The sequence below is a fragment of the Aquicella siphonis genome, assembly GCF_902459485.1.
GTDB lineage: Bacteria > Pseudomonadota > Gammaproteobacteria > DSM-16500 > DSM-16500 > Aquicella > Aquicella siphonis.
In genome coordinates this window covers 145,501-172,424 of record NZ_LR699119.1, presented here as the reverse complement: position 1 = coordinate 172,424, position 26,924 = coordinate 145,501, and the positions used below count along the sequence as shown (strand labels likewise).

The window sequence follows — 26,924 nt, the reverse complement described above, 5'->3', positions numbered from 1 at the left end:
GCATGTCAGACTTTATTCTTTCGATACTGACGCAATCACTGACCTTTCTTCCGCTAGCGCTTGGCATTAGCATCAGTTACCACATTTTGCGCGCAACCGACATGACAATTGACGGCAGCTTCGTTGTGGGAGCGGGAGTGTTTGCCCGTCTGTTGACGCTGGGCATCTCACCCTTGCCGGCGGCAGGAGCCGCGCTTGTCTGCGGCGCATTCGCCGGGATGCTGGCCGCGGCAATCCAGCGCGGCGGGCAGGTGGATCCTCTGCTCGCGGGTGTGCTGGCCACCTTCATTCTCAGCAGCATTAATCTGAGTATCATGGGCAAACCCAATATCAGCCTGCTGTCGCAAACCACTTTAGTTTCTTCCGCCTTTGATCAAAGTGAATTACTGGGATGGCTACTGGTTGGCGTTTATGCATTTGCCATCTGTCTCACCGCCGTGGTATTGCTTAAATCACAATTCGGCCTGACCTTGCGCGCAATGGGTGATAATCCAAAGCTGCTGAAACGCCTGGGCAGGAAAATTGAATTTTATCGCATGAGCGGATTCGCATTGACAAATCTGCTTGCGGCCGCTGCCGGATGCCTGACTGCCCAGACCGTCGGTTATGCGGACACCGGCATGGGCTTTGGCATGACCCTCACGGGAATCGGCGCCATCATTCTGGGACAACAGTTATTACAGCGATTGACCAGGCGTACTTTTTTCCGTATCAGCGCTGAATTATTTTCCTGTCTGCTGGGCGTGTTATTGTATTTCTTTTCACTGAATGTGCTGTTGCGCATGGATGTCAACCCCATTTATCTTAAAATGATTTTGGGGCTTTTGCTCATCCTGTTCTTGCGCGCGGCAGTCAAACCTTATTCGGCAGGCATACCCTCATGACCCTACTTCAAATCAACAATGTTTCGATGCAATTTGCCGGATCCGGCAAACCGTCGCTGCAACATGTCAGTTATCAAGTTGCCTCCGGGGATTTTGTCATTTTGCTGGGAAGCAACGGCTCCGGTAAAAGTTCTCTCTTAAAATTATTGCACCGCGAATATATCTCGCACACCGGCAGCATCGAATTGATGGGCAAGCCGGTTACACACTATTCCGAAGCGGAATTCCGCCGGCACGTGGCGGTACTCAACCAGGATTGCGAAGAAGCGCTTTTTCCCTCCCTCACTCTCTATGAAAATTATTTGCTGATGTCGCACAGGCAATCCCTGTTCACCCGGCATCGTTCCGAGAGAGCTTTTCTCATGGAAGCGCTGCAGGAATTCAATCCCAATCTCTCTCACAAGCTTGATTTGCCTGTTTCACAATTGTCCGGCGGTGAAAAACAAACGCTGGCACTGGCATTCTGCCTATTGCAGCCGCCCAAGATATTGCTGCTTGACGAACATACCAGTGCATTAGACCCCAAGACTTCCGCGCAAATCATGCGCCTGACGCAGGCAATGATCACGCAACACCACATGACTTGCATTCTTACCACTCATGATCTGGATATCGCCATGCAATATGGAAACCGTATCCTGATGCTGAATGAAGGCAGGATACAACACATGTTTGATGAACAGGAAAAATGCCGCCTCACCAAAGAAGACCTGATCAGACATTATTATTGATGCCGAATTTCCGCCTGCATCATCCCTTATTTCTCCGGCGTCATCGCATGGCTGTCCCTGCTTAAGACACACGGGGGCGGACGCGCGGCCAAACCCAATAAAAAGTTGTAAATCATGATTCGCCGGATATACTAGAACCTGTTAATGTTTCTTGCCATGACAATTCGAGGAGTATCCAGCATGCTGAGACGACGCCGGCCATTTCGGCATCAGGAAGATATTGCTGCTTCCTCCGTCGCCGCTAACCGCCCCGTGTCAGCAGCCGTCTCATTCCCTCAGATTGAACCGCCGCCATCCAATCCCTTCGCCATATTTCCAAACGAAGTCACACAGCATATTTTTCAATTTTTCAATAATTCCGAACTCCCAGTGACAGTGAACAGGCAATTCTTGTTTAATGCAAATGAAGTCAAAAAAATGCGAGCGCACTACTTTTTCAAGCGTTATCTGGAAAATCAGCTTGATCTGGACATGGCAACCACAGGCAAAATCCTTTCCACCCTGAAAACAATTTGCGATTACAGCAAATTTTGCATCACTTCCGGAATGAGTCCGGCTGAAAAACAGGCACGTCAGGCGGTGCTGCTTTTAATGACCATGCAAATCATGGAACACAGCACGCGGAATGATATCGTCAGATATCTGCTGCCTCGAGGCGTCATGCAGCCCATTATTCTTCCTGACGGGGATGGAGATTTTAATGTAATTGAAGAGCACACGCCCATCAGTTCCCAGGAAGTAGCTGATTACAAGTGTTTGCTGCTCAAGGGCAACATACGGGTGTTACTGGGGCCCGACGCAGCCTGTCCAGTTGCATTATCCTGCGAAGATTTGCTTTCACGCCTACGACAGATGTCAGCCGCCTGCCCGGAAACCGTCTCTCCGGGTTTCAGTTCTTTTCTGATGTTTTGCGCGCCAGCCAATCCTTTTCCCAAACTGCTAAGAGAGGCGGTCGCGCACACGCTGACCGAGATCCGCAGCCACACGGACCAGACCAGCCACAGGATCGCCATGAGCGATCACGCGCACACACCTTCGGCGTAATGAGTGCGGGAGTATTGCCTGACAGGCGGCATTTCTTTTATTCAAAAAATCAATCGGATCTCAGCGCGTCAATCGGATCCAGCCGCGACGCCAGATACGCAGGATAAAATCCGAAGAAAATGCCTACCGCCACCGACACGGAAAAGCCGGCAAGAGGGGGCAGCAGAAAAAAAGTAAACTGCCAATGCCAGATCATCGCGATGACATAAGCCACCAGAATACCGATAAACACGCCCAGCGTTCCTCCCACCAGCGAAAGCATCACCGCCTCCATTAAAAACAGCATGCCTATGTCTCTGCGCCGCGCGCCCACCGCAAGACGTATACCTATCTCCCGGCGGCGCTCAACAACGGAAACCAGCATGATATTCATGACGCCAATGCCGCCGACGATCAGCGACACACTGCCTATCAATCCAAGAAATACGGTAAGGATATTGCTTTGCTTTTTCATTTTGGCAATCAATTCCTTCGCGCTGCGAAAGGTAACCTGTTTACCGGATATAAAATCAGAGATCATGCCGGACACGCCTGCTTCCACTTTGGCGATATCAGCTTGCTGTGTAAGACGCATGATAACATTGCTGATGGTGGCGTACTTGCTTACGACCGTCGATGTCAGGATGGGCACCAGAATCGAATTATCGATATTGGCATAAACAAAACTGTTTTCCGGCCAAGGCTCGGCGACACCCACAATCACAAAAATATTTTTTCCTATCTGCAGCTGTTGACCCAGCGGATCCCTGAGCGATATTTTTTTTAGCGCTTCGTAAATCTCATGTCCAATCACGCAATAAAATTCATACTTATCGAATACGGAAACAAAGCGGCCCGTCTGCATTTTGATTTGCACGATATCCGCAAAACTGCCGGTGACTCCCAATATGATTCCATTGACCGGATTGCCATTGTATAAAACCGGATGAAATAATTGTGTGTAAGGCGCAACCTGCAAAATCTCCTTGTCGGCTTTCGCGAGATCCAGGGACTGGGACAAGGTCAGATTTTCGTTTTTTCCGGCCGTCTGCTCGCTCTCTTCCGATGAAAAATTCACCGACACAGCCAATAAGTCCGTCCCCAGGGTTTTAAACTGCCGCAAGGCTTCATTCGTCGCCAGCTCCCCCCCCAGCACCATGGCCACCACCGACGCCGTTCCCACCAGCACGCCCAATAAGGCGAGAACAGACCGCAGTTTCGAATAATACAGGTTGGATAATCCTTCTTTAGCATGTTCAATGATTCTCATGATGTCTTCACTGTTTGGCGGTTTCGTTGTCAATTTACACTATCCGGAAGATTGTTCAACGATCCCTGACAGACCCGGAACAGATGCCGCTACGGATTTCTCCCGAGGGGCAAGGCCCAACCCGGAAAATATAAGGATTTTTATTGAACAGGCACAATTCAATAAAAATCCTGAAAAAGACTCTTAAATTTTTTCCGTTTATGTTGTAACATCACTCTACACAAAACGCAGACACTAAAACTTAAAATATAAAATAAGAATGAATATTCGCTTATTATTCAACACTGATGACAATGTTCAAGTCGGCCTGCCCTCAGGCAAGCTGTCGCATACTGGCGCGCGCAAATGCATTAAACAGCAGACAGGCATGACTTGCACGTTATATGCCATGCGCAGGCTCGCGTTTTTTAATACGAACAATAAAGAAGACAAACATATGCAGGCTTATCTGAGAATCAAGCACGCATTGAGTCTGTTTCCCCATGTTGTCGGCCTGGAGCTTCTGCTCGAAACCGCCCGCGAAATATGTGCCGAACTGAGCATTGATTTTACCAAGGCGCTCACCAGAAATGAAAACTTCATGAATTACTATTATCTCTGCCGGCAGAAACATCATTTTTCCCTGGAGCCGCTGGAGTATTATGCCCGTCTGAATGATTTCAACAAATGGATCATCTTCTACGATATCCTGATAGAAAATGTCTTCGCCCCCTTGATGAGCCTGCGCAAGGCCAGCTGGCATCCGCGTGATGGCGTGGAAGGATTGAAGGAATCCCTGCGTCAACAGGGAGCCCATTATTTTATGGGCAAGTTCGGAAGCTGTTTTTACAGCGAAAAACCCCGTGAATTCAAAAGCGAGTCCACAGCCGAAAGAAAAGTTTATTATTTCAATAAAAATAAATACATAGGGGATATTTCCCCCTTTACTCACGCCATCATTGTCGACCAGGTGAAAAAAGTGAACGGCGTGGAAATGGTATTTTTCCGCGACCCGGGTTATGCATCCCGGGAGTCAGCGCCTGAAAAAATCTTCATGTTAAGTTATGAAACCTTTGTTAACAGGCTGACTGACTATCAGGGACATCGATTTATGCTTAAGGCCTGCTCTGACGACGCAGCTTTTGGCCTGGTCAGCGCACGCGCGGATAAACTGTATGAGCAGACTGGCAAGCAAGCCTTCTCCCCGAGCCACATCTAGCCACTCACTCTTCAGTGCCCAACTTTATTGTCAGAATACCCCATCTTTGGTAGTATTTTGACCCACTATAAGCAAAAGGCATAAACAGGATGTGGTACCTATTTAACAGCCTCGTGTCACCAAAGAAGTTTTTTTATTTATCCAGAATGGTCACACCCTGGCTGACAGCTTTATTCCTGCTCGCATTCAGCTATGGAATCATTGGCGGGCTGATACTGGCACCCGCGGATTACCTGCAGGGTGACGGTTTTCGCATCCTCTATATCCACGCACCTTGTGCGTTTCTTTCCCTGTTCATTTATGCCGTCATGGCGGCCGCCGCTGTTGCCGCTATTGTCTGGCGGCTGAAGCTCGCATTCCTGGTCATCCGTCACAGCGCCCCGATAGGCGCCGGTTTTACATTTCTATCACTGGTGACCGGAAGCCTCTGGGGCAAGCCTATGTGGGGCACCTGGTGGATCTGGGATGCGCGTCTGACGTCTGAACTCATTCTGTTGTTTCTCTATCTGGGCATCATGCTGCTCCAGTCCGCGCTTGCGCAAAAACGCAGCCGCGAGCGCTCCGTCGCCATACTGGTTCTGGCCGGGTTCGTGGATATCCCCATCATTCATTATTCAGTTTACTGGTGGAACACTTTGCATCAGGGCGCAACAATCAAGGTTTTTTCGCCTTCCTCAATTGATTCCTCCATGTTGTCTCCTCTGCTTGCCATGATTGCAGCGTTTCTGATCTATTACGCGATCGTACTGTTTCTGCGTATGGGATATGAATTGACAGCATTGGAGTCAAACCACCACTGGCTAAAGGAACAGCGGTCATGAATACTCTCCTCAGCTTCCTGAACATGGGCGGTTATGGATTTTATGTCTGGAGCGCGTATGGGTGCGTATTCGCGTTCCTGCTGGCGCAATGGTTTTTCCCTTGGCGGCGCTGGCAGCATTATCTGCGTGAGCAAAATAAAAAATCATGAATTATCTGCATAAAAGACGTCTATATTATGTCGGGCTGTTTGTTCTCGGTCTCGCGGCTGCGGCAGGCCTGATCCTGTATGCGCTCAAACAGAATATCAATGTCTTTCTTACTCCGGGCCAGATTGCCGCGGCTCACCTGCAGCCCGCTTATCATTTCCGGCTGGGCGGCATGGTAAAAAATGGCTCGGTCAAACGCGATCCGGCCGGCCTGGGCGTTGAATTTATCGTCACGGATTTCAAGCGCGACTTACCCGTCCGCTACACCGGCATTCTTCCGGACTTGTTCCGTGAAGGCAAAGGCGTCATTGCGGAAGGCAGTCTGGACACGGAAGGCCGATTCATCGCCACGCAGGTGCTGGCAAAACATGATGAGAATTACATGCCCAAAAATGTCTACAAAGCCATGTACGAAAAAACCGGCGTCACAACAGTCAACACATCCCCGCGAACGGACAGGAATATTTCATGATCAGGCTATTCGGTGAAATTGCTTTGTTTCTCGCCCTGCTTTTTGCCCTCGTCCAAAGCCTGCTGCCCTTGTGGGGTTACTGGCGCAAAAACCCTCATGCGCTGGCATGCGCCCGTCCCGCCGCGCTGGGACAATTGATTTGCATTCTTGCCGCTTACCTCCTCATGACCATTGCTTTTGCCATCAGTGATTTTTCCATCGCCTATGTCGCTGCCAATTCTCATCCCTGGCTGCCGCTGATGTACCGCTTAACGGCGGTGTGGGGAGCGCACGAAGGTTCCATTTTATTATGGATCCTGATTCTCAACATCTGGACACTGGCTTTTTCCGTGTTTTACCGCTCTTCATCGTTTCAAAAAGTCAAACAAGAATATCCGCCGGCCGGAGCGGAACGGAGGCTTCTGATGACGGGGGAAGAAGAACTGGTTTTGGCCGTGTTGGGCCTGATCAGTTTCAGCTTCCTTTGTTTTCTGCTGCTCACCTCCAATCCCTTCACGCCCGCGCTGATCCCGCAGGCGGGACGGGATCTGAATCCTTTGCTGCAGGATCCCGGCTTCGTCATCCATCCGCCTATGTTATACACCGGATACGTTGGTTTTTCCGTCGCGTTCGCCATCACCCAGGCTGCGCTGATACGTGGAAAGCTGGATCCTGTCTGGGCTCATATGACGCGCAGATTCGCGCTTGCCGCATGGTGTTTTCTCACGTTTGGCATCACGTTGGGCAGCTGGTGGGCTTATCGGGTTTTAGGCTGGGGCGGCTTCTGGTTTTGGGATCCGGTTGAAAATGCCTCACTGCTTCCCTGGCTCTCGGGCACAGCCCTCATCCATGTGCTGGTTCTCTGTGAAAAACGCCAGACCGCCAAAGGCTGGGCGGCACTGCTCGCCATTATTTCATTCGCGCTCAGCTTGCTAGGCACGTTCCTCGTGCGGTCAGGTGTGCTGATTTCGGCACACACTTTCGCGAATGACCCCGCCCGCGGGGCGTTTCTTTTATTGCTGCTCGCGATATTGTTGACCGCCGCTCTCGCCGTTTATGTCGCGCGCATTCCGCAGCTCACTCGGCAAAACGCCGCGCCTTTCACCTGGGCTTCGCGCGAAATGATGCTGCTGTTAAACAGCGCCCTGCTATTCGTGGCAATGACAACCATCTTGCTAGGCACTTTATATCCGCTCATTCTAGACGCCTTGAAGCTGGGAACGATATCCGTGGGAGCGCCTTATTTTAACAAGGTCATGCTGCCGCTGGTGATGATCGTCATGATGCTGATGGGTTTAGGCGTCCTGACTCACTGGCAGCAATCGTCCATCAAGAGTCTGCTGGAACAGGCCTGGAAACGCATCCTATTGAGCATCCTGTGCGCGGCCGCATTACTCTATGGCGTTACCAGCACACTGAACCCGGTCGCGATGATCAGCCTGAGCCTGAGCCTCTGGATCATAGCGAGTGTCAGGGGATCCGTGAAAAACGCACCCGGCATGTCTCTTGCGCACGCCGGTTTCGCCATCCTGGTAATCGGCATCCTGTTATCCAGCCTGTTAAATCAGGAGCGTGAAGTACGCATCAGGCCCGGCAATGAAACCACTCTCGGCCCCTATCAATTTCACTTCCTGGATACGAAAGGGATACAGGGATCCAACTTCCGCGGCATTCAGGCCGCGTTCGCCGTTGAAAAAAACCGCCGCCGCGTCACCACGCTCTACCCCGAAAAACGGATTTATACCGTGCGCGAAATGGTCATGACCAAAGTGGATATTCATCCCAGCCTGTTTCGCGATCTCTACATCGCTCTGGGAGAGCCTCTGGATGATGACTACTGGTCTGTACGGTTATACTACAAACCATTCATTCGCTGGATCTGGTTTGGAGGGTTGATCATGATATTGGGCGGTATCCTCGCCATATTGCAGCGCAAGGATTACCTGAAAGCCAAATCCTATGGACATTCGCCATGAATCTGAACAATTTTTTCAGAAAGTTTGTTCCGTTTATCATTCTGTCCTGTCTTCTGATCTTGCTGGGGTGGGAATTGTTTTATGCCAAACCCAATGAATTGCCGTCGGCCCTGATTGGCGAGGAAGTACCCCGTTTCAGGCTGCCCAACCTGTTCCCGTCACAGCCGGATTTTACCCAGCAGTCGTTGACCGGCCGCGTATCCCTTGTGAATGTCTGGGCAACCTGGTGTTACGCCTGCGGATTGGAACAAGACATGTTGATGAAAATAAAAAATGAATATCACGTCCCCATCTATGGCATAGATTACAAGGACAATACGCCGGAAGCGTTGACGTGGCTGGATAGAAACGGCAATCCGTATGTGTTGATAGGGCGGGACACCAAGGGTGATGTCGCGATTGATTTTGGCGTGTACGGCACCCCTGAAACCTTCGTCATAGACAAACGCGGAAAAATCATTTACCGGCACATCGGCATAATTGATCAAAAAGTCTGGGATGAAACACTGTATCCCCTGATCAAAAAGAACGGCGGCTGAAATATGTATAAAAACCCCAGTTTTTCTTATTCGAGCGGAACAAAACGACAGCAAAAAAAGCTGCGTTGGCTCTTGAAATGGCTTCTCTTCGTTCTTGTCCTGGCAGTCACGCCAGCGTTCGCCGCGGAACAGGACGCTTATCCTTTTTCATCTGCGCAGGATGCCCAACGTTTTCAATTACTGACCCGGGAAATTCGCTGCGTGGTTTGCCAAAATCAGAATATCGCCGATTCGAACGCGCCGCTTGCCAATGATTTGCGCGACAAGGTTTATAAAATGGTAACAGAACAAAAAACCAACGATGAAATCAAGAATTATCTGGTCAGACGTTATGGCGAGTTTATTCTGCTGTCTCCGCCGTTAAACAAATCCACACTGATCTTATGGACTTTTCCATTTATAGGCATGGCGTTTATTTTCTTCATGCTGACACGCGTTATGAAGCGCCAAAAAACTTGACGCTTCTCTGCCGATCAATGTTCATCAACTCACGGTTCTCGGGAATTTCAATATCTGGGAGAGATTGATTCACTCTGTTGATGTTGATGCCCTGCTTCGAACTCTCTCTGGCGCTGCACAAATAACCTGAATTTGGCCTCACCCTCCGGACTTCCGATATAAAATGAAGAGCACGGCGTCTGGCGTGTCTCCTCTCTTTCATTCGGAACAGGAATTTTGATAGGTGCACTGTGCGGGATATTGATTGGAAGCGAAGTCTGGGTTCTGGGAGAGGATTCAGTTTTATCATTCTTCTGACGAGATTTCATGCCTATCTCCTTTTATGTCAGTATAAACAGTCATTTTTGACTATAGGCTGGCAAGCTTAAGATAATATTAAATGAATATGCTACGATGAAGATGCGTGTACCGGGTCTGGAAGATTACCATGGACATTGAAAAAAATATCAAATTAATTAAAACCATACGAAAGTATCCCGTAATCGGCTGGCGGGAATGGGTCAGTCTGCCCGAGCTTGGGATCAGCCGGATAAAAGCCAAGATTGACACAGGGGCGCGCACGTCCGCGCTGCATGCTTTCTCATTAAACCCGTTTACAGAAAACGGTAAAAACAGGATCAGTTTTGAAATCCACCCCCTGCAGCATGACACGGAAAATATCGTGACCTGTGTTGCGGATGTGGTGGACAAACGCATGGTTACCGACTCGGGCGGTCACGGAGAGGAACGTTATGTGATTCAGACGCCGATTACAATCGCTGGACAAACATGGCAGATTGAGATTACTCTCACCGAGCGGGAAAACATGCTGTTTAGAATGTTATTGGGAAGAAGCGCCCTGCGCAAACATTTCATCGTCAATCCAGCTCGCTCGTTTGTTACAACAAAGGCACACAAGAAATGAAAATCGCGATTCTATCGAGGAAGCATAATCTTTACTCCACACAGCGGCTGGTTGAAGCGGCGCTCGCAAGAGGACACAGGGCTGACGTCATTGACACGCTGCGCTGTTACATGAACATCACTTCCGCGCGTCCAACCATTCATTACAAGGGCAATGAACTGGAACATTACGATGCGGTCATCCCGCGCATCGGTGCTTCCGTCACGTTTTACGGTGCCGCTGTAGTCAGACAGCTGGAAATGATGGGCGTATTTTGCGTAAATGATTCCGTCGCCATCACCCGCGGCCGTGACAAGCTGCGCTCTCTTCAACTGTTATCCAAAAAAGGCATTGGCTTGCCTATTACCGGTTTCGCGCATTCACTCGATGAAATTCAAGACCTGATCAAAATGGTGGGCGGGCCGCCGCTGGTCATTAAATTTCTTGAAGGAACCCAGGGAATCGGCGTCATCCTGGTGGAAACGACCAAAGCCGCGCGCAGTGTGCTGGAAGCGTTTCTTGGACTCAAAGTCAACATCATGGTGCAGGAATACATCAAGGAAGCCGGCGGCGCGGATATACGCTGTTTCGTGGTGGGTGGAAAAGTCGTCGCGGCAATGAAACGCCAGTCCAAATCACCCGAGGAATTTCGTTCCAATCTGCATAGGGGCGGCATTGCGACGCCTGTCGAGATCACCGACGAAGAAAGAAACATGGCTATACGCGCCGCGCACATCATCGGACTAAATGTGGCGGGCATTGATATCGTGCGTTCCAACCGCGGACCGCTGATTATGGAAGTCAACGCGTCTCCCGGACTTGAAGGCATAGAAAAAACCACTGGCATCGATGTGGCGGGAGAAATCATCCAGTTCATTGAAACCGGCATCATCCATAATGACAAGGATAGACAGGAAAAAAGCTGACCGCCGGCGGTTTGGCGATTATTGCAAAATCCCCTTGAAATCAAGCGCCAGTCGGCGCAAATCCAGTCTGTTTAAAAACAGTGAATAAACCATCCATGCGCTTACGGCGGCGAGATCGCTGAATTGCGGAGGAATATACTTGGGCGGCGTAATGATACCTTCTTCCATCAGGTCGGAAAGAATATGCAAATCTTCCAGGGTAGTTTTACCCACGAACAGCAAGGGTATGCGTTTTACCAGCCCGCGCTGCACAGCCAGGCGCATGAAGTTATAAATCAGTATGAATCCCTTGCTGTAAGACAAGTCTTTTGTGTAAGGACCGCCTTCCGGTGTGCTTCCTCGGAACACGCGCATGGTTGACTGATAACTGTCTTCCTCATCCAGGCCTTGTTCACGATAAAACTGAAAGACATCGTAAAAATTCGCGCCTTCTTCCGCCATGTTCACCGCGCTGATGCGGTTGGTCAAACGCCGTACCCGGCCGGGATAGGAAGAAAATGTGAAAATTTCAGTAATGATTGCCAGGCCTTCCTGGGTCACGGTGGATGACGGCGGTCCTTTGCTCAAAAAGGTGCAGATGGGCTGCGCCATGCCGTTAAGTGTCGTGCCGAGATGCACCCAGCCTTCATGGATTTCAAAAGTGCGGATTTCACGCAGGCTGAATTTCAGACCGTCATGGATTTTGATTCGGTCTGCCCCCGCTGCGGCATCAGCGATAATACCGTCGCTCAACTCAACACGGATATTTTCCTTGTCGGAAAAATAATTCGACAGCCGCTCACTGAGCATATTCACGGCATCCTGGCTTGTATACCGCGGTATGTCCGCATCGGTATTGACCTTGTCCTTGATTTTGGAAAGCGTATTGGTGATGAGTGTGGCCAGGTCATTTAATGTCGGCGCGCCGACGTGAAACGCGTCCTGGGAACTGCCGTATAATTCCTGGGATATTTCAGTAAATTTAGGCGTGCCGCGCGCCCTCAGCATATCAACGACACGGCAATATTCATAACACATGCGCTGCATGATACTGCCCACGCCACTATACTGGCCCAGCATTCTGCGAATACTGCGGTCGATATCGTGAAACTCTTCTATCTTTTTATCCGGATCAAAGGAAAGCGGGTTTTTTTGCGAATAGTATTCACTGTCAATGGGAGGAAGTTTTTTATATTTGTTCTGGATGAAATATTTTTCGACGCCGGCGTCCCATTTCAACGCGTCAAGAATGCGGATAGGCTTTTGCGCGCTGACAATGCGCTCGGACAATTCATGCACTACCTGTTGGTATTCCCCAACAATCTCGCCGTTTGCCATTGATAAACAGGCCTTTTTTTGCGTATCTATCCTTATTATACATTAATTGATATAGAGATTCGTTGCTCTTGCGACGAAAAGAACGGCGCCGCGCCCTTCTCCGGGCGGGAGAAGGGCGTCCGCGATATCAATAATCCGCGAACATGGCTTTTCTGCGTTCAGATTCCGATGCGCAGGGAACACATAACTTGAAACCCAATTTCTGCCTTTCTTTTGGCATGTCTTCGCCGCACTCAACACAGAATTCAGAACCTACTGTGTCCAGAGAAGCATTTTGGCGGATTTTGCTCAACGCACGAGACACTTCGCTGTCGATCAAATCATTTGCGATATCAATTTCATCAGCCATATCACTACCTCAGGATTGTAAAAAAGGCGGCCATTTTACTCGAATTTGGTGATGTGTCAATAATTCTTTACGTGATGATGCGGGGAAAATGACAGGTTACAAGCGTCGGTTAACTCATGTCGCCGTACACAAGCTGTAATGCTGTCAGAGCTGAGATAGCGGCGGTTTCGGTACGGAGAATTCTTGGGCCAAGACTCAAGGGCTTTAATCCATGCTGCACAGCCATGTCCACTTCCTGATCACTCAACCCTCCTTCCGGGCCTATTAATAGAGTGATCACGGTCTCAGGCGGAACACTGCGCGCCGGCAATCCGCCCCGGACATGCGGTGACAAGACATAGCCAAAATCCGTTTTCAAATTGGCCAGCCACGACTTGAATATGACAGGCTGCGCCACCAACGGCAGGCGGTTGCGTCCGGATTGCTCGCATGCGCTCACAGCAACTGACTGCCAGTGTTGCCAGCGCCTGGCTTCCCGGTCATTCCCCAATCTGACGTTACAGCGTTCTGTGACCAGGGGTATGATTTGCACCGCTCCCAGCTCAACAGCTTTTTGCACAATAAAATCCATTTTTTCTCCCCGCGCGATCCCCTGAGCCAGATGGAGACGCAAGGGGGACTCTATATCTTTTTCTGTATAGCCAATGACTTCAACTGACACATTTTTTTTGCTGATACCAGTGATGACAGCGGTAAATTCCCCGCCGCTGCCGTTGAATAACACGATTTTCTCGCCTGTTTTCGCTCTAAGCACACGCGCAAGGTGGTGGCTCGCCCTCTCATCCAGGTACAGACTTGCGCCGATTTCAAGGGCTGCCGGCTGATAAATACGGGACAGTGTTACATGCTCTCTTCCACTGCGTTCTTTACTTTCCGTCATCTGTCGCCGCTGCCGCCATATGATTAGCCAGAACAAATTCTTCCACCGGCCGTCCGCCTATCAAATGCTCCTGAATAATGCGCTCTAGGACATCAGGTGTACAAGAGTGATACCATACACCATCCGGATAAACGACCGCGATGGGGCCCTGCAGGCATACTCGCAGACAGTTCACCTTGGATCGGTAAACACCGCCCTGATCTGTCAAATGCAGTTCCTTGAGGCGGTTTTTCAGGTACTCCCAGGATTGGTGGCCGGTTTCATGGTCACAGCATTTGGGTACCGCCTGGTCACAACATAAAAAAATATGCCGCCGGATGTCTGCCAGGTGCAGTTTCTCGACTTTTGCTTTCAATGATTCATTCATGACTAACTAGCCTTTCGCTTGATTTTTGCATTATGATACGCCGTCTGAAATAGATGATCTCGGGAATCAAAGTCCGTATATCTTTGTCCGTATATCTTTCCCGTAGATGCTCATTTTGCCCTTATGGGCCGTTTTTAATTATTATACGCGCTCGAGAAATAGACAGGTAATCTAACCGTGCATAAGCTTTACATCCAAACTCATGGCTGTCAAATGAATGAATACGATTCCGGTAAAATGGCGGAAGTACTCATGGCATCTCATCAGCTGGTAAAAACCGAAAATCCCGAAGAAGCGGATGTATTACTGCTCAATACCTGTTCAGTTCGCGAAAAAGCCCAGGAAAAAGTTTTTTCCGAACTGGGCCGCTGGCGCGCGCTAAAGCATAAAAAACCCAATCTAATCATAGGAGTTGGAGGGTGTGTCGCCAGCCAGGAAGGTCAGGCCATTCTGCAGCGGGCGCCGTTTGTGGACCTGGTTTTTGGCCCGCAAACCATACACCGCCTGGGTGAAATGCTCGCGGAACGCAAATCCCGCAATAAGGCGGTAGTGGATATCAGCTTCCCCGAAATTGAAAAGTTTGACCGCCTGCCCGAACCGCGCGCAGAAGGCCCCACTGCTTATGTCACTATCATGGAAGGATGCAGCAAATATTGCAGTTTCTGTGTGGTCCCCTATACTCGCGGGGAAGAAATCAGCCGCCCCCTGGATGATGTGCTGGCGGAAGTTGTCAGCCTCACGTCGCAAGGCGTCAGGGAAATCACCTTGTTAGGCCAAAATGTGAACGATTATCGCGGGCCAACCCATGAAGGGGGAACCGCGGATCTCGCCGCCCTGATTGAATATATCGCTTCAATAGACGGGCTTTCGCGCATACGCTTTACCACTTCCCATCCGGTCGCATTTTCAAATCGCCTGATACAGGCTTATGCCGATGTGCCCCAGCTTGCCAGCCATCTGCATTTGCCGGTTCAAAGCGGATCTGACCGCATCCTGGCCGCCATGAAACGCGGCTACACCGCTCTGGAATACAAAGCCAAAATCCGCAAATTGCGGAAAGTGCGTCCGGATATCAGCATCTCTTCGGATTTCATTATTGGTTTTCCCGGTGAGACCCAGGAAGATTTCGAAGCTACCATGAATCTGATTCACGAAGTCGGTTTTGACAATTCTTTCAGCTTTATCTACAGCCCAAGACCCGGCACTCCTGCCGCCCAACTGCCGGATGATGTCCCCATGGAGACTAAAAAGCAGCGGCTGGCCATTCTTCAGGACAGGATCGTTCTGAATGCGCGGCGAATTAGCGAAAACATGATCGGGACTACCCAGAAAATCCTGGTTTCCGGCCGCGCGGCCAAACACCAGGAACAAATGTCCGGCCGGACTGAAAATAACCGGGTTGTCAATTTTCTCGGTCACCCGGACCTGATTGGACAAATGGTGGACGTCAGGATCAACGAAGCCCTGCCAAATTCCCTGCGCGGGGAGTTGGTTCCACCCGTTTCCTCCTCTTAAGATTTCCCCTATCGGGAAGTTTTGAATATAAATAAAATTTTTCTGGTAAAAGACCGGGTAATATGGACTATAATTAAAGTAACAGCATAACCATGAGGATATGAATTAACGTTGAATACTCTCCTCTATTCCGAAATCTTGAAGCTGGCACCTGAAGATAATCACCGCTTGTTCAACCTCTGTGGAAAATTAAACGAACATTTAAAGCTTATTGAGAATCGGCTGGGCGTTTTCATCAAACAGCGCGGCCATACTTTTTCTGTAAGCGGTGATCGTTACGCGGTCAAACAAGCTTGTGACGCCTTGAATAACCTCTATCAGGAGACCGAAAACGTGCGCACACTCGAACCCAAAGAAGTTCATCTTTATTTACAGACAGTGGGTAAAAAGGCTCCCAATGTGTCTCAGGAAGAGCAAATGGAAATTCGTATCAGAAAGGGCGTGATCACGGCACGGGGAGACAATCAGATCCACTACCTGAAAAGCATTCTGAAAAATGACATCAACTTTGGAATCGGTCCCGCCGGAACGGGCAAGACCTATCTTGCGGTCGCCTGCGCGGTCCAGGCCCTGGAATCCGAGCGCGTCAGCCGCATCATTCTGGTCAGGCCCATTGTTGAAGCCGGTGAAAAACTGGGTTTTCTGCCAGGTGATATCGCGCAAAAAGTCCATCCCTACCTGCGGCCTCTTTATGACGCGCTATATGAAATGATGGGCTTTGACAAGGTCAACCAGATGATAGAGCGCGATGTGATTGAACTGTTGCCATTAGCCTACATGCGCGGGCGTTCACTGAATGACTCCTTCATTATTCTTGATGAAGGCCAGAACACCACGATAGAACAAATGAAAATGTTCCTCACCCGTATAGGCTTTAACTCCAAGGCGGTTGTGACTGGCGACATCACTCAGATTGATCTCGCAAACCGCCGCGACTCCGGGTTGATTCATGCCAGTGAAGTCTTGCAAAATATACCCGGCATTAGTTTCACCCGTTTCGAAGTGTCGGATGTCGTGCGTCATCCGCTAGTCCAGACCATTGTGGAAGCGTATGAAAAACATGAGAAAAACAATGAGAACAAGCGCTGAGTGACACATCGGGGCCCGCCCTGGCTGTGATCAGGAATGCGCCTGATAATTAACCCGGTTTCATTCCCGCACACAAGTGGGAATGAAACCTAATTTATATTAAACTATGCCGCTATGTATTCCATAACCATTCAGCTTGCCGCCGACAAAACACTTGCGCCAAAGAAATCCTTGATCCGCAAATGGGCCAGAGCGGCGTTAAGCAAACAAATTGAATCCGCGGAAGTAACAATCCGCATCGTGGACAGCGTTGAAATGACTTGCCTCAATTCCACCTATCGCCATAAGAATGGCCCGACCAATGTGTTATCGTTTCCCTTTCACTTGCCCGAAGATATCGCCGTAGACACCCCTATTCTTGGAGATATAGTTATTTGCGCTGAAGTAGTCAACCGCGAGGCGGCAGAACAACACAAGACGGAAACCGCGCATTGGGCCCACATGATCATTCACGGGATGTTTCATCTGCTGGGTTATGACCACGAAACAGACATTGAAGCGCAAGCCATGGAATCGCTGGAGATAGATACCCTGCGAGCCCTGGGGTTTGCAAACCCTTACGAAACGGGAGAAGACCCAATATCATGAATGAAAACCCTGATGAGGATAAATATCCGGCGAAATCGCGTTCCTGGCTGGAACGGCTGACCGCCCTGCTGGCCCATGAGCCGCAAAACCGTGAACAACTGATGGAAGTGCTGCGGGACGCCGAAGAACGCGATGTATTAAGCTCAGAAATGCTGGGAATGATAGAACGAATCCTGCAGGTTTCTGAAATGCAGGTACGCGAAGTCATGGTTCCAAAAGCGCAAATGGTCATGATAGAAAAGGACAGCAAACTCGATGAATTGCTCCCCATCGTCATTGAATCCGGACATTCCCGCTTTCCCGTGTTTGATCCCGCGGGTGGCGATATCATAGGCATTCTGCTTGCGAAAGATATCTTGAAATACGTATACAAGAAGGAAGGCGTGCAATTCAACATCTCGGATATCCTGCGTCCGCCGGTGTTCACACCGCAAAGCAAGCGACTGGATATTCTGCTGCGCGAGTTCCGCGTCAATCGCAATCATATCGCGATTGTGCTGGACGAATATGGTCATGTGGCCGGCCTTGTCACCATTGAAGATGTACTGGAACAAATCGTGGGCGAAATTGAAGACGAATATGACATTGACGAAGAAGATGTTTATATCAAAAAACACGCTGACGACAGTTATATCGTCAAGGCCCAGACTCCTATCGATGAATTCAATGAATATTTTCACGCCTCATTCAGCGATGATGAATTTGATACCATAGGCGGCATTGTGCTCAAACAACTGGGCCATCTGCCCAAACGCGGAGAAACCATCAAGCTTCAGCATTATCGATTTAAAGTCTTGCATAGCGACAACCGCCGTATTTATCTGCTGGAAGTCCGCCACACCAGGAAAAAAAAGGAAGATTGATGCCGCAACGCGCCGCCCGACACTCTGTTCACTTTTCCTGGACGTAAAACGCCAGCATAAATGCCGTCAACAGACAAACCGGTATGACAAGAAACGCATGCTGGTAAGCGTATATCGTCAGCGGATCATGCCGGTGCAGGATATAACCCATGAGAGGCTGCAGCAGCGGAGATCCGATCAGGATACACATCATATTAATATATCCCATGGCTGTTCCCCGCATATGATGAGGCGTGATATCCCGAATAACAGCAAACGGTATCACATAAACCGCCGAAAAAAATCCCAGCATGAAAATCAGTGGAAATATCCAGGCAAATGATGACAGCGGCAAATATAGAATAGCCAGAAACACCAGGCACGCCAGGCCGGAACAAACATGCATTAACACCTTGCGCGCATCAAGCCGGTCGGCCAGCCATCCTGTGAGCGGCGTGCCCACCGCCGCGCCGATAAAAATCATGGAACTTGCGTCCGCCGCATGACCCAGCGGAACACCGTATTTTTGCATCAAAAAGGGAATACACCAGAAAGCGCCAAACGCCGCGATCACACCAAACAACAATCCGCAGAACAACCCGTTCACCCAGGCCTGTGGAAGCATTAACATGGCCGTCAGATCACGCAAGACATGCCGCCTGCTCGCGGCGTCATCCGCAGGCGGCGCCATGTTTTTGCTTTCGTCTCTTATCAACACCCATCCCAGAAACGACATGGTCAAGGCTACGCCGGCGAGTATCATGACAGTATGCTGCCAGCCGTACAAAACCACGCTACGGGCAAGCAGCGCCTCACCCGCCACGCCTCCCAGCATGGCCAGCATTTCAGTAAAGCCGGCCACCACTGCGAAATATTTTTCCGGCAAGGTGTGGGCAATTAGATAAAAGGCCGCGATAAAAGTCGGGGCACAAACTATCCCCATCAATACACGGCTGATCACTGCCATCCAAAGGTGGGTGGAATTGGCGAATACATAGCAAAATATCCCCAGTAAAAGCTGGCAAATGAATATCATGCGTCTGGGCTTGAAATAATCGATGAGAATGCCTGCGGGGATCTGGCAGACAAGATAGGTATAAAAAAACTGGATGACAGCAGACTGACTCCGAGGGAGTTCAACGAAAATGTTTGTTCAAGGCCTGAAATCATGACGCTGGTGGAAGTCTGCAGCAAGAACTGATAAAGCCCGGCAATACAAACGACCAGCCAGCCCAGCCAGGGCATCAGGCGGCGCATGGAGTAATCGGTTGACATAAATACCCGCAATAAGAACTGACACCAGAAAAAGATCATGCCGGTTCACAACTGGATTAGAGTTGTGAACCGGCTTATAATAAAATTCGGCGATCAAGCCGCAGCATGATGGAATAACAGCCACACTGAAACTTTATATCTTCCTGGATCTCTCAACTTTGCAAGACTCAATTTCTTTATAATCGATGGGCTGCGTGTTCGTTGATTTATCGAAAAACAGGAAGTTATATGCCATTGCGCCTCTAAGGGCTTTTTCACAATCCGGTTCCCTTATTATTCTTTCCTTCGTTAACACGCCGCTTCTTACGCTTTCCAAGCTTTCTTTAAATTCAGGTGTAAATTCAATTCGGCTTGTTGGATTTGATATTCTCGGATTCGACATAAACCCTCCAGCGATTCTATTAAGAAATGATGAAACGAATTAAAACAATACGTAATATTGACAACAATATCAATATCATTATCACAAATTCATCATTCAAACCGCGAAACCCGGCAGGATTGACATAGGCCAAGAGATCATTAATAAATACAGGAAAACCTGTTATGAAATGTTAACGGTGATGTTAAAAAAATGCCCCTTTCGGGGCATAGATTATTCGAAGCAATGCAAAAACCTTAGCTCAGGTTATTCTTCCTGCTTGTTTCAGCACCTTCTTGAGGTTTCTTTACCTTGACGTCAAGCTCGCATTGTGTGGTGAAGACGCTGAACTTGGAATTGATATTTTTCGTGCCATCGGCAGATTTCTTCTTGGAAAAATCAACTTCCTGATCAAGGTTGATTGTTTTAACACCGCCTGCGTCAATTGTACTCTTCATATGAGCCTTGTTAGGCGCCGTCTGAAGCAAGTGAGCATAGCCCGTGAACAAGGAAATATAGCACAAAGAACTATTATTCGGATCCGGTTTGTCCAGCTTAAAATTCACGTCAGCCGCTTTTTTGCCATCCTTTGTATATTGATTAACTTCGCCTTGACCTGATATCCCGCAATCAAAGAAAGTGAAACCCAGATTAGTTCTTGTCTTCAGATTGATATCAGCTTGCCTCTTTTTAACGGGCTTGTCAGTCTGACTGGAGTTTTCATTCAAGTTATTACGCTGCATTGTCTCACCCTCGTTTTATATTGGTACTACACATTTTAATCATTAAACATTGATACTTGAGAATTGCTATTCTAATACATAAGTCTTAATATTTTATTAGCTTGCAGAGGATTATGTTAATTTCTTTTCGCAATAAAATGCCTGCGTTTTTTATGCTCGCGAGGAGTTGGGATTTCTCATCGCACCCCGGTCAGGCATGCATGTAGCTGGTATTTTATTAAATGAAATGGTTTAGTTAATCACCTTGCCCCATGATCGCTCATGGGGCACGTGACTTTAACATGAATTAAAGCAGATTAGAAATAACTTGGACCGGTGATACGACAAACATGATCCTGATCCTGTCCCAAATGCTGTCTTATCAATTTAATGGAATGATCACAATCAAATTCCGATGCTATTTCCAAGGCTTTATTTACTTGAGCAATAACAGCCTTATTATTCAGCACGCCTTGTCCGAAATTATGCTTGATCACGTCCAGCATCAACAAGCACAAATCCCTTATTTGAGAATACATCCGTTTACTTGCACCAGGGTGTATATCAATGTCATAACGTCCATTCATTTGCCCAAGGTGGTGATGATATCTGTCATGAAGCTGGTCGATTGCCACAGCCAGAATGCATACGGATGCTGAATAACAATTGGAATTGATCATATCACAAAGCTGTCCTTTGCCATTACAAATTATCTTGTCCACTTGTTTTATGACAGCTTTGATTTCCTTACCTGAAAACAAGACTTCCGACATCATGGGCTCGAAAGGAGCACCCGGAAAGAATGAATAATGCCCTTCGTTATCGATTTGCGTCCTGACTCTTTCCTGATGTGATGCGCCCCAAAATCCCACCGTGCTCGATCTGCGGAAAACCGTGCTTTGTCTGCCAAATATAATGATTCCCTGTTCCTTGGTCAGATACGCATCATGCTCATGAACAGACAGCCGCTCAAGATCATACATAATGTGCATGGGAACCAGGACGACTGATGAATGCTTTAAAGGAGATTTTTCAACGAATTTTCCTTCCAGCCATTCAGCAAATCCTCTTTTAATGCAGAAGCCCAGATAAAATTGATCTTCATCCCTTATCTGGTCTGGATTAATCCCAGACATATATTCTTCCTTAATGCTAGAAAGTTTATTTTTTCTCTTTGGAGATGTGTCTTGAGAGCCGGAAACCGATTCACCCTTTTTACTGATTTCATCATTCAATGATGAGATAGACTGAATCGATGATTTTCTCGAATACAAATAACTTGCACCAAATGACACAATACCCACCATGGCGCTTACGGCCACGCTGAACAACCAGCCCCCTTGGCTCCTGGCAATCGCCATTGCAGCCGAGCTTAAGAGAAAACTGAAGCCGATATCTGAACCAGTGGAATGATGTTTTACTTCTTTCTTTACTGGTTTTTTACCCTGTGTGTTGGTTTGTCGCAAAAACATTGTCTTACCCTCGCATGTGTTTTGTAATATTTATTTTTTTATATAGTTCATTGAATAATAATAATTAATCTATCTATGCATTGAATGCATTTGAGAATTATACAGCAGGAATATTAGTACAATCTTAACGCAAAACGAGGCTGCCAGAGCTGGCGCAAGACAGTGTTTGAGACGGACAATTTTCATACAATTTTAAGTTTCAAATAGTAGAATGGCCGCACTTGAAGACAGTTTATATTTTATTTACAGTCTCAATACAAAACCATTTTTTCAAAAAAAATATCACACAAAACGAGGGGAAATTGACATGCAACGAACAGATATAGTCACACAAAAAGCGAAAGTTGAACTTACCACCACCATGCCTGGCGGCTTTGTCGGTAAAGCTTCTGGCACGGCAACAATATTGAAGACACTAGAACATGGAAAAACATCAAAAGTTGAAATTCAGAATATTGATTTGGTGCAGATTGAAGGCGGCGTCATGTTTGCCTATTTAAAAGTCCTGGGTAATGCTGTCATTGACAATATCGATGATGCCAGCCATCTTGCTCATCTCGCAGCGACCATCAAATTGTGCGGCCCCAAATACTATCTTATGGCAGCCGAAATGGTGCAGCCCATTGATCAGAATTCCATTCCTTATCGTGCTAATTCAGACGAATCGCATGTGGAAGCAGAGTTCACCACGTATATCAGCAGCATTGGCGGACAAATCAGCCAGAAGATCGTAGCTGACGTTATACCAGAAGACAAACAAGGCTCATCCTTCTCAATGTAACAATAGTCGGCCGGCCGCGTCATTTGGGTCATTGCGATCCATATGCGCGCGACCGGCTTTCTATTTTTATATGATCAGCGAACAATTCATAACACGCGATAAAGCTACAAGCCCTTATGAAATTCGACAGCACTCTCGACAAGATCTTGTCGTTCCTGTTTGACGACGAATTTCCTTTCCTGTTTATTTGAGACTTCAACGCCAAGATCTTCAAGTACGGCATCAAGACACGAAGCCGGCGTCATTCCTTGTTCAGAGTGGAAATCCACGATAGTCAACGGCTTGCTTGTGAATTGATTGCTAAGCACTGCCTTTTTCTGCTCCTCGCGTGCCTGTATAAAAATAACCGCATCAGCATCCTTCAAATACACTTTCGTGGCAGCAAAGAAACGTTCTTGACCTGCCGTATCCCAAACCTGAAATTGACGACCCTTGTAATTTAATGCGATAAAATCAACACCAATCGTTCCTTTATATTGGTATGCACCATTATTTTTATTATTTTGATTGTCATCACTGGCGCGCAATTCTCTGACAAAGGATTGCTTCCCATCCATGCCGCCAATCAAGACCACTTTAATTCGGTTTTGCATATTTTATCCTCGCCAGCTATTAAGTTATCGCCGCGGAGTATACAGTTAAATTATTTAGCCTGGCAAGCACATGAAAATTGAAGAGGATTATGCTTAAAGTGAAACCTGCAATCATTGTAGCCAGTGCATCAGCGCGTTGTTATCTCAAGTCTTCTGCGCCACCCAAACAGTTGCTTCACCGCATTTTGGATCGCATACTTTGTGAACCAATACTTTAAATGACATTGCTTTTAGGAGACTTTGGTATTCATTTGCCGATAAAGAAGCGTGATAGAGCTGTTGTCCGCCATTATCACTCCATACTTCCCCTTCTTCTTCACCGGAAGTGAACGCCAGGATACCGCCCGGCTTAATATGTGTTTCAAATATCTTAAACATCTTGCGCTGACTATCTTGGTCAAGATGAAAAAAGCTATGCCATGCCAGAATCACATCGAATCGCTTCTGTATATTTATTTCACGCATATCAGAAACTATCCACTGTTCGGCTGGAAAACGTTTCTTGCATAGCTCAATCATTTTCTTGCTGCCGTCTACACCCGTTATTTTAAAACCTTTATCAATGAAAAATTGCGCTATGGGCTCTCCGGTTCCGCAACCCAAATCCAAAACCGAACCATTTGCTGGAACAGATTTTACGATTAAATCAAGATACTCAGACTCCATGAGGGTCTTAGTGCGAGCACCGTCAAACCAATCAACAATTTCTTCATATGCTTCATAAACTTTTTCTTTATTGCGTTTATTCATACACTTATTCTTCAAGAGCTTTTATTATTTTATTTACATCATCCTCAACAGAAACAGAGTCTATGGTTAAGGTAGCCACTTCTTCAAATAGATGATCGCGCTCAGCGTGCTGTTTGTCTAAAAACGCTTTCATGTCCGCGATTGGCAGCAACGGAATCCTGCCGCCCTTCATCCGTTCAAGCTGCACTGGCGTTGAAACTTTCAAATAAATAACGAATTCTGAAGATAACAATTTTCTATTTTCTTTTGTGGCAATCACCGCTTCTTCAAGCAACACCACAACATGCTCTTTGCCGATATAATGAGATATGATTTCAGCTTCACAGCTATGAAACGCCTCCTCACCTTGTTCCCCAAAAATTTCTCTTAAACTTCGCCCAATGTAACGCTCCAAACCAGGATTGGCATCAATAAGCTCCCAACCAAGTCTTTTAGCTAATGCTTCGCTCAACAAGAATTTGCCTGCACCCGTATGTCCAACAATGAAAATACGTTTAGGTTTGGTCATGTTTTAATACCCCTTAGATTAATGGATCATAAGTCGGAGGTTCGAATCTATACGGCACCTATAAAAATAAAAAGACCCTGCGGGTCCTTTTATTTTTATACGTCCCGGAGAGGATGGTGGCAAAACCGCTAATGCGGTTTTGTCGAACCATGAATTCCTGTGCCGGAGAGGATTCGAACCTCCGACCTGCCCTTAGGAGTCCAGTTTAGCAAATTCCGAGGAATTCCGGTAACGTCTAAATTATATTAAAATTCATATAGTTGTTTCTTTCCATAGTCCAGTATATTTCCCTATGTTCCGCTTAATGCCAGCAATTTGGTTATACCCATGATTATACCCGAATAGGAAAATAGATGAGTAAATTGACCTCCAAACAAATCGAGCATGCCACCTCAAAAGCAGTCGAGCAGCGACTGGCTGATGGCAGCGGTCTCTTTTTACGCGTCAGGGCATCTGATTTTTATTATGTTCTTCTCAAATCCTGGAAAAGAACATAATGACCAATACAATCCCGAAAAATTATACCATCCTTCGTCGCAAACAAGTCGAAGCCCGCACAGGGCTTTCACGTTCCACCATCTATTCACGCATTGCAGAAGGTTCATTCCCACGCCCTATTAATTTAGGCGGAGGCCGAGCTGTTGGCTGGATTGAATCCGAAATCAATGAATGGCTGCAAGCGCGCATCGAACAAAGTCGCAAATGTATCTAGGAGCTTCTCTATGAATCTAAAATTAGTTAATACACAAAATAATTCTGACCATTCAACGCATGATACGGATTTGATTAACAAGCTTAAGCAGTTAACACCGATTGCATATGATCATGTAAGAAATATATTCGCAAAAGAGATGGGGATTCGTCCTGCAACACTGGATTCCATCGTTAAGCAAGAAAAAGCGGTCCGCCAAGAAGGAGAAAAATCACCTTTTCCAGAGGTGATGCCGTGGCATGAGCCTGTTAATCCGGAGAACTTGTTGAGTGATATTTCAAATACGATCAAACGCTTTATTTGCATGCGTGTTTTTGAAATTAAATCTAGTTAATCTTTTTTCTATTTTAACAAAGTCTTACATCATCAATACCAACATAAGAAAAAGCATTCATTACACTTGCAGTTTCATAACCTAATTCTCTTGCAGATATCACAACCTCGCATGCCCCTTTTTGGAAATCCATTCTACGATCTCTCCAATGAAATCGATTAGCTTGTACGAACACATTATATGCCTTGTGTGTGTCCCAGCCATTGCTAGTCGCTAATAAGTAAAAAGCGCGATTAAATAAACCACAGCTCTCAAAAGCTTGCATACCCTCGTGGTATTGAGAAAGCGTATCTATATCCTTACCATTTTTACTGGGCCTATCCAAATAATGTAGGGCCACGCCATTTCTTGAAATATCTGCACCAACCTGCCACGTGTTTTTTCCTGTCGCATAATATTCTGCAGCCATTGCAGTCATAGAATAAAATGCGTGGGCAATACCGCTTGATTGTGCATATTCTCCATCGTACAAATTAGAATTTTGTTCTGTGAATATCATCCCAGTCAGAAAAGAAATCACGCCTAAGGAAGTTAATGGATAACCAATTTCACTTCCAATTCCATCTCCTACCCAGATTCCATCTTTTACATCTGCTGTGGCATTATTCCAATTTTTAAGTATGCTGACATTAATACGCTTTTTTAAAGTACCATCAACTACTGGAGGGATATTGTACCAATCTTTAAACATATTCGTGACAGTATCAACCGCATACAACATATCATTCGCAGGAGAATAACCGCCATTCATTGCACCAAAATTGTCATTCCAATAAAGATTAAAATGGGAAGGATCAGTAGAGATACAAGAAAAATTTAATGTTTTGTAATCTCTATCTGTTACATTAGCATTTTCATTCATCATATAACATATACCAGTTGCTGCATCTCGTGAAACAGTCAATTCTGGTAAATTTGGCGAAATGCCAGCATAAATGAGCTTACCTATTTGCTCATTACCACCATATCCGCCCGCTTTTACCAAGTATGCGATGGTGGTAATATTTTCTTTAAACTTTGAATGTCGTGATGTCAATTCAGCTTGGCTTTTAATTGGAAATAAACTAGGTTGTGATTGAGCTGCCCATGCTGATGTTAAAAAAGTGAAAGACAGTCCAAGTGTTATGACTTTATGCATATTCGATTCCTTTTTTTAATTGC

At 47.2% G+C, this 26,924-nt stretch carries 34 protein-coding genes; 20 read left to right on the top strand and 14 right to left on the bottom strand.

What is annotated here, in order from left to right; translation table 11 throughout:
- Positions 1–2 precede the first annotated feature (2 nt).
- The 3 genes from AQULUS_RS00780 to AQULUS_RS00770 all read left to right on the top strand — a co-directional run bounded on the left by AQULUS_RS00780 (position 3) and on the right by AQULUS_RS00770 (position 2,659).
- Positions 3–884, top strand: a complete 882-nt coding sequence (locus tag AQULUS_RS00780; protein WP_148337682.1) for an ABC transporter permease subunit — start codon at positions 3–5, stop codon at positions 882–884.
- Entirely contained in the window at positions 881–1,615 is a 735-nt protein-coding gene (locus AQULUS_RS00775; RefSeq protein ID WP_148337681.1) for an ATP-binding cassette domain-containing protein, read from the top strand. Before AQULUS_RS00780 ends, AQULUS_RS00775 begins: the two co-directional genes overlap by 4 nt.
- 180 nt (positions 1,616–1,795) lie before the next feature.
- The gene (locus AQULUS_RS00770) at positions 1,796–2,659 is read left to right on the top strand and encodes a hypothetical protein (protein ID WP_148337680.1); all 864 of its coding nucleotides are present in this window, start codon (positions 1,796–1,798) and stop codon (positions 2,657–2,659) included.
- A 49-nt stretch (positions 2,660–2,708) separates the two neighbouring features.
- Here AQULUS_RS00770 and AQULUS_RS00765 read toward each other — a convergent pair whose 3' ends face one another.
- Positions 2,709–3,908 carry an ABC transporter permease gene (locus AQULUS_RS00765; protein ID WP_148337678.1) on the bottom strand — a complete coding sequence of 400 codons (1,200 nt, stop codon included), beginning with the start codon at positions 3,906–3,908 and terminating at the stop codon, positions 2,709–2,711.
- A gap of 259 nt (positions 3,909–4,167) precedes the next feature.
- On the opposite strand from AQULUS_RS00765, the gene AQULUS_RS00760 reads away from it, so the two are divergent.
- The 7 genes from AQULUS_RS00760 to AQULUS_RS00730 all read left to right on the top strand — a co-directional run bounded on the left by AQULUS_RS00760 (position 4,168) and on the right by AQULUS_RS00730 (position 9,499).
- Entirely contained in the window at positions 4,168–5,106 is a 939-nt protein-coding gene (locus tag AQULUS_RS00760; RefSeq protein WP_148337676.1) for a hypothetical protein, read from the top strand.
- An 89-nt stretch (positions 5,107–5,195) separates the two neighbouring features.
- Positions 5,196–5,927, top strand: coding sequence for a heme ABC transporter permease CcmC (gene ccmC / locus AQULUS_RS00755; RefSeq protein WP_148337674.1), 732 nt, complete (start codon positions 5,196–5,198; stop codon positions 5,925–5,927).
- A complete protein-coding gene (gene ccmD / locus AQULUS_RS00750) occupies positions 5,924–6,076 on the top strand; it encodes a heme exporter protein CcmD (RefSeq protein WP_148337672.1) in 153 nt (50 codons plus the stop codon). Before ccmC ends, ccmD begins: the two co-directional genes overlap by 4 nt.
- Entirely contained in the window at positions 6,073–6,546 is a 474-nt protein-coding gene (ccmE, locus tag AQULUS_RS00745) for a cytochrome c maturation protein CcmE (RefSeq protein ID WP_148337670.1), read from the top strand. Before ccmD ends, ccmE begins: the two co-directional genes overlap by 4 nt.
- Complete coding sequence (locus tag AQULUS_RS00740; protein WP_148337668.1) at positions 6,543–8,501, top strand: heme lyase CcmF/NrfE family subunit; 1,959 nt, start codon at positions 6,543–6,545, stop codon at positions 8,499–8,501. Before ccmE ends, AQULUS_RS00740 begins: the two co-directional genes overlap by 4 nt.
- Entirely contained in the window at positions 8,498–9,040 is a 543-nt protein-coding gene (locus AQULUS_RS00735; RefSeq protein ID WP_148337666.1) for a DsbE family thiol:disulfide interchange protein, read from the top strand. Before AQULUS_RS00740 ends, AQULUS_RS00735 begins: the two co-directional genes overlap by 4 nt.
- A 3-nt stretch (positions 9,041–9,043) precedes the next feature.
- Entirely contained in the window at positions 9,044–9,499 is a 456-nt protein-coding gene (locus tag AQULUS_RS00730) for a cytochrome c-type biogenesis protein (RefSeq protein ID WP_148337664.1), read from the top strand.
- Between the two features lie 47 nt (positions 9,500–9,546).
- On the opposite strand, the gene AQULUS_RS00725 is transcribed toward AQULUS_RS00730, so the two are convergent.
- Positions 9,547–9,807, bottom strand: a complete 261-nt coding sequence (locus AQULUS_RS00725; RefSeq protein ID WP_148337662.1) for a hypothetical protein — start codon at positions 9,805–9,807, stop codon at positions 9,547–9,549.
- A gap of 119 nt (positions 9,808–9,926) precedes the next feature.
- Here AQULUS_RS00725 and AQULUS_RS00720 point away from each other — a divergent pair, with 119 nt between their 5' ends.
- Both AQULUS_RS00720 and rimK read left to right on the top strand, forming a co-directional pair.
- Positions 9,927–10,403, top strand: a complete 477-nt coding sequence (locus AQULUS_RS00720; protein WP_148337660.1) for an ATP-dependent zinc protease family protein — start codon at positions 9,927–9,929, stop codon at positions 10,401–10,403.
- The gene (rimK, locus tag AQULUS_RS00715) at positions 10,400–11,308 is read left to right on the top strand and encodes a 30S ribosomal protein S6--L-glutamate ligase (RefSeq protein WP_148337658.1); all 909 of its coding nucleotides are present in this window, start codon (positions 10,400–10,402) and stop codon (positions 11,306–11,308) included. Before AQULUS_RS00720 ends, rimK begins: the two co-directional genes overlap by 4 nt.
- A gap of 18 nt (positions 11,309–11,326) precedes the next feature.
- Here the strand turns inward: rimK and AQULUS_RS00710 are convergent, their stop codons facing one another.
- The 4 genes from AQULUS_RS00710 to AQULUS_RS00695 form a co-directional block, all read right to left on the bottom strand.
- Entirely contained in the window at positions 11,327–12,625 is a 1,299-nt protein-coding gene (locus tag AQULUS_RS00710) for a flavohemoglobin expression-modulating QEGLA motif protein (protein WP_148337656.1), read from the bottom strand.
- A gap of 127 nt (positions 12,626–12,752) precedes the next feature.
- A complete protein-coding gene (locus AQULUS_RS00705; protein ID WP_148337654.1) occupies positions 12,753–12,974 on the bottom strand; it encodes a TraR/DksA C4-type zinc finger protein in 222 nt (73 codons plus the stop codon).
- A gap of 109 nt (positions 12,975–13,083) precedes the next feature.
- Positions 13,084–13,854: a 16S rRNA (uracil(1498)-N(3))-methyltransferase gene (locus AQULUS_RS00700; protein ID WP_148337652.1), complete on the bottom strand. Its 771-nt coding sequence runs from the start codon at positions 13,852–13,854 to the stop codon at positions 13,084–13,086.
- Complete coding sequence (locus AQULUS_RS00695; protein WP_148337650.1) at positions 13,841–14,221, bottom strand: (2Fe-2S) ferredoxin domain-containing protein; 381 nt, start codon at positions 14,219–14,221, stop codon at positions 13,841–13,843. Before AQULUS_RS00695 ends, AQULUS_RS00700 begins: the two co-directional genes overlap by 14 nt.
- 177 nt (positions 14,222–14,398) lie before the next feature.
- Between AQULUS_RS00695 and miaB the strand changes: the two genes are divergently transcribed.
- The 4 genes from miaB to AQULUS_RS00675 all read left to right on the top strand — a co-directional run bounded on the left by miaB (position 14,399) and on the right by AQULUS_RS00675 (position 18,276).
- The gene (gene miaB / locus AQULUS_RS00690; RefSeq protein WP_148337648.1) at positions 14,399–15,736 is read left to right on the top strand and encodes a tRNA (N6-isopentenyl adenosine(37)-C2)-methylthiotransferase MiaB; all 1,338 of its coding nucleotides are present in this window, start codon (positions 14,399–14,401) and stop codon (positions 15,734–15,736) included.
- A 111-nt stretch (positions 15,737–15,847) separates the two neighbouring features.
- A complete protein-coding gene (locus tag AQULUS_RS00685) occupies positions 15,848–16,825 on the top strand; it encodes a PhoH family protein (protein WP_148337646.1) in 978 nt (325 codons plus the stop codon).
- A 114-nt stretch (positions 16,826–16,939) separates the two neighbouring features.
- The gene (gene ybeY, locus AQULUS_RS00680) at positions 16,940–17,413 is read left to right on the top strand and encodes an rRNA maturation RNase YbeY (RefSeq protein ID WP_148337644.1); all 474 of its coding nucleotides are present in this window, start codon (positions 16,940–16,942) and stop codon (positions 17,411–17,413) included.
- Positions 17,410–18,276, top strand: coding sequence for an HlyC/CorC family transporter (locus tag AQULUS_RS00675; RefSeq protein ID WP_148337642.1), 867 nt, complete (start codon positions 17,410–17,412; stop codon positions 18,274–18,276). The genes ybeY and AQULUS_RS00675 overlap by 4 nt, the downstream gene beginning before the upstream one ends.
- 28 nt (positions 18,277–18,304) lie before the next feature.
- On the opposite strand, the gene AQULUS_RS00670 is transcribed toward AQULUS_RS00675, so the two are convergent.
- The 4 genes from AQULUS_RS00670 to AQULUS_RS00655 all read right to left on the bottom strand — a co-directional run bounded on the left by AQULUS_RS00670 (position 18,305) and on the right by AQULUS_RS00655 (position 22,085).
- Complete coding sequence (locus AQULUS_RS00670; protein ID WP_232051892.1) at positions 18,305–19,315, bottom strand: MFS transporter; 1,011 nt, start codon at positions 19,313–19,315, stop codon at positions 18,305–18,307.
- Positions 19,288–19,530, bottom strand: a complete 243-nt coding sequence (locus AQULUS_RS00665) for a hypothetical protein (protein WP_148337639.1) — start codon at positions 19,528–19,530, stop codon at positions 19,288–19,290. The genes AQULUS_RS00670 and AQULUS_RS00665 overlap by 28 nt, the downstream gene beginning before the upstream one ends.
- Before the next feature lie 618 nt (positions 19,531–20,148).
- Positions 20,149–20,634, bottom strand: a complete 486-nt coding sequence (locus AQULUS_RS00660) for a hypothetical protein (RefSeq protein WP_148337637.1) — start codon at positions 20,632–20,634, stop codon at positions 20,149–20,151.
- A gap of 296 nt (positions 20,635–20,930) precedes the next feature.
- Complete coding sequence (locus AQULUS_RS00655) at positions 20,931–22,085, bottom strand: hypothetical protein (RefSeq protein WP_148337635.1); 1,155 nt, start codon at positions 22,083–22,085, stop codon at positions 20,931–20,933.
- 307 nt (positions 22,086–22,392) lie between these two features.
- On the opposite strand from AQULUS_RS00655, the gene AQULUS_RS00650 reads away from it, so the two are divergent.
- Positions 22,393–22,866 (top strand): hypothetical protein, encoded by a 474-nt coding sequence (locus tag AQULUS_RS00650; protein WP_148337633.1) that lies wholly within the window; start codon positions 22,393–22,395, stop codon positions 22,864–22,866.
- Between the two features lie 104 nt (positions 22,867–22,970).
- Here AQULUS_RS00650 and AQULUS_RS00645 read toward each other — a convergent pair whose 3' ends face one another.
- From AQULUS_RS00645 to AQULUS_RS00635, 3 genes are all read right to left on the bottom strand, one after another.
- Positions 22,971–23,459 (bottom strand): ADP-ribosylation factor-like protein, encoded by a 489-nt coding sequence (locus tag AQULUS_RS00645; protein WP_148337631.1) that lies wholly within the window; start codon positions 23,457–23,459, stop codon positions 22,971–22,973.
- Between the two features lie 144 nt (positions 23,460–23,603).
- Positions 23,604–24,209, bottom strand: coding sequence for a class I SAM-dependent DNA methyltransferase (locus AQULUS_RS00640; protein ID WP_148337629.1), 606 nt, complete (start codon positions 24,207–24,209; stop codon positions 23,604–23,606).
- A gap of 4 nt (positions 24,210–24,213) precedes the next feature.
- Positions 24,214–24,717, bottom strand: a complete 504-nt coding sequence (locus tag AQULUS_RS00635) for a shikimate kinase (protein WP_148337627.1) — start codon at positions 24,715–24,717, stop codon at positions 24,214–24,216.
- Positions 24,718–25,070: 353 nt separating this feature from the next.
- Between AQULUS_RS00635 and AQULUS_RS00630 the strand changes: the two genes are divergently transcribed.
- The 3 genes from AQULUS_RS00630 to AQULUS_RS00620 are packed head-to-tail and all read left to right on the top strand — an operon-like array spanning position 25,071 to position 25,763.
- Complete coding sequence (locus AQULUS_RS00630; protein WP_148337625.1) at positions 25,071–25,214, top strand: Arm DNA-binding domain-containing protein; 144 nt, start codon at positions 25,071–25,073, stop codon at positions 25,212–25,214.
- Positions 25,214–25,429 carry a helix-turn-helix transcriptional regulator gene (locus AQULUS_RS00625; RefSeq protein ID WP_148337622.1) on the top strand — a complete coding sequence of 72 codons (216 nt, stop codon included), beginning with the start codon at positions 25,214–25,216 and terminating at the stop codon, positions 25,427–25,429. Before AQULUS_RS00630 ends, AQULUS_RS00625 begins: the two co-directional genes overlap by 1 nt.
- Before the next feature lie 10 nt (positions 25,430–25,439).
- Positions 25,440–25,763: a hypothetical protein gene (locus AQULUS_RS00620; RefSeq protein WP_148337620.1), complete on the top strand. Its 324-nt coding sequence runs from the start codon at positions 25,440–25,442 to the stop codon at positions 25,761–25,763.
- Between the two features lie 13 nt (positions 25,764–25,776).
- Here the strand turns inward: AQULUS_RS00620 and AQULUS_RS00615 are convergent, their stop codons facing one another.
- The gene (locus AQULUS_RS00615; RefSeq protein WP_148337618.1) at positions 25,777–26,901 is read right to left on the bottom strand and encodes a M4 family metallopeptidase; all 1,125 of its coding nucleotides are present in this window, start codon (positions 26,899–26,901) and stop codon (positions 25,777–25,779) included.
- Positions 26,902–26,924 lie beyond the last annotated feature (23 nt).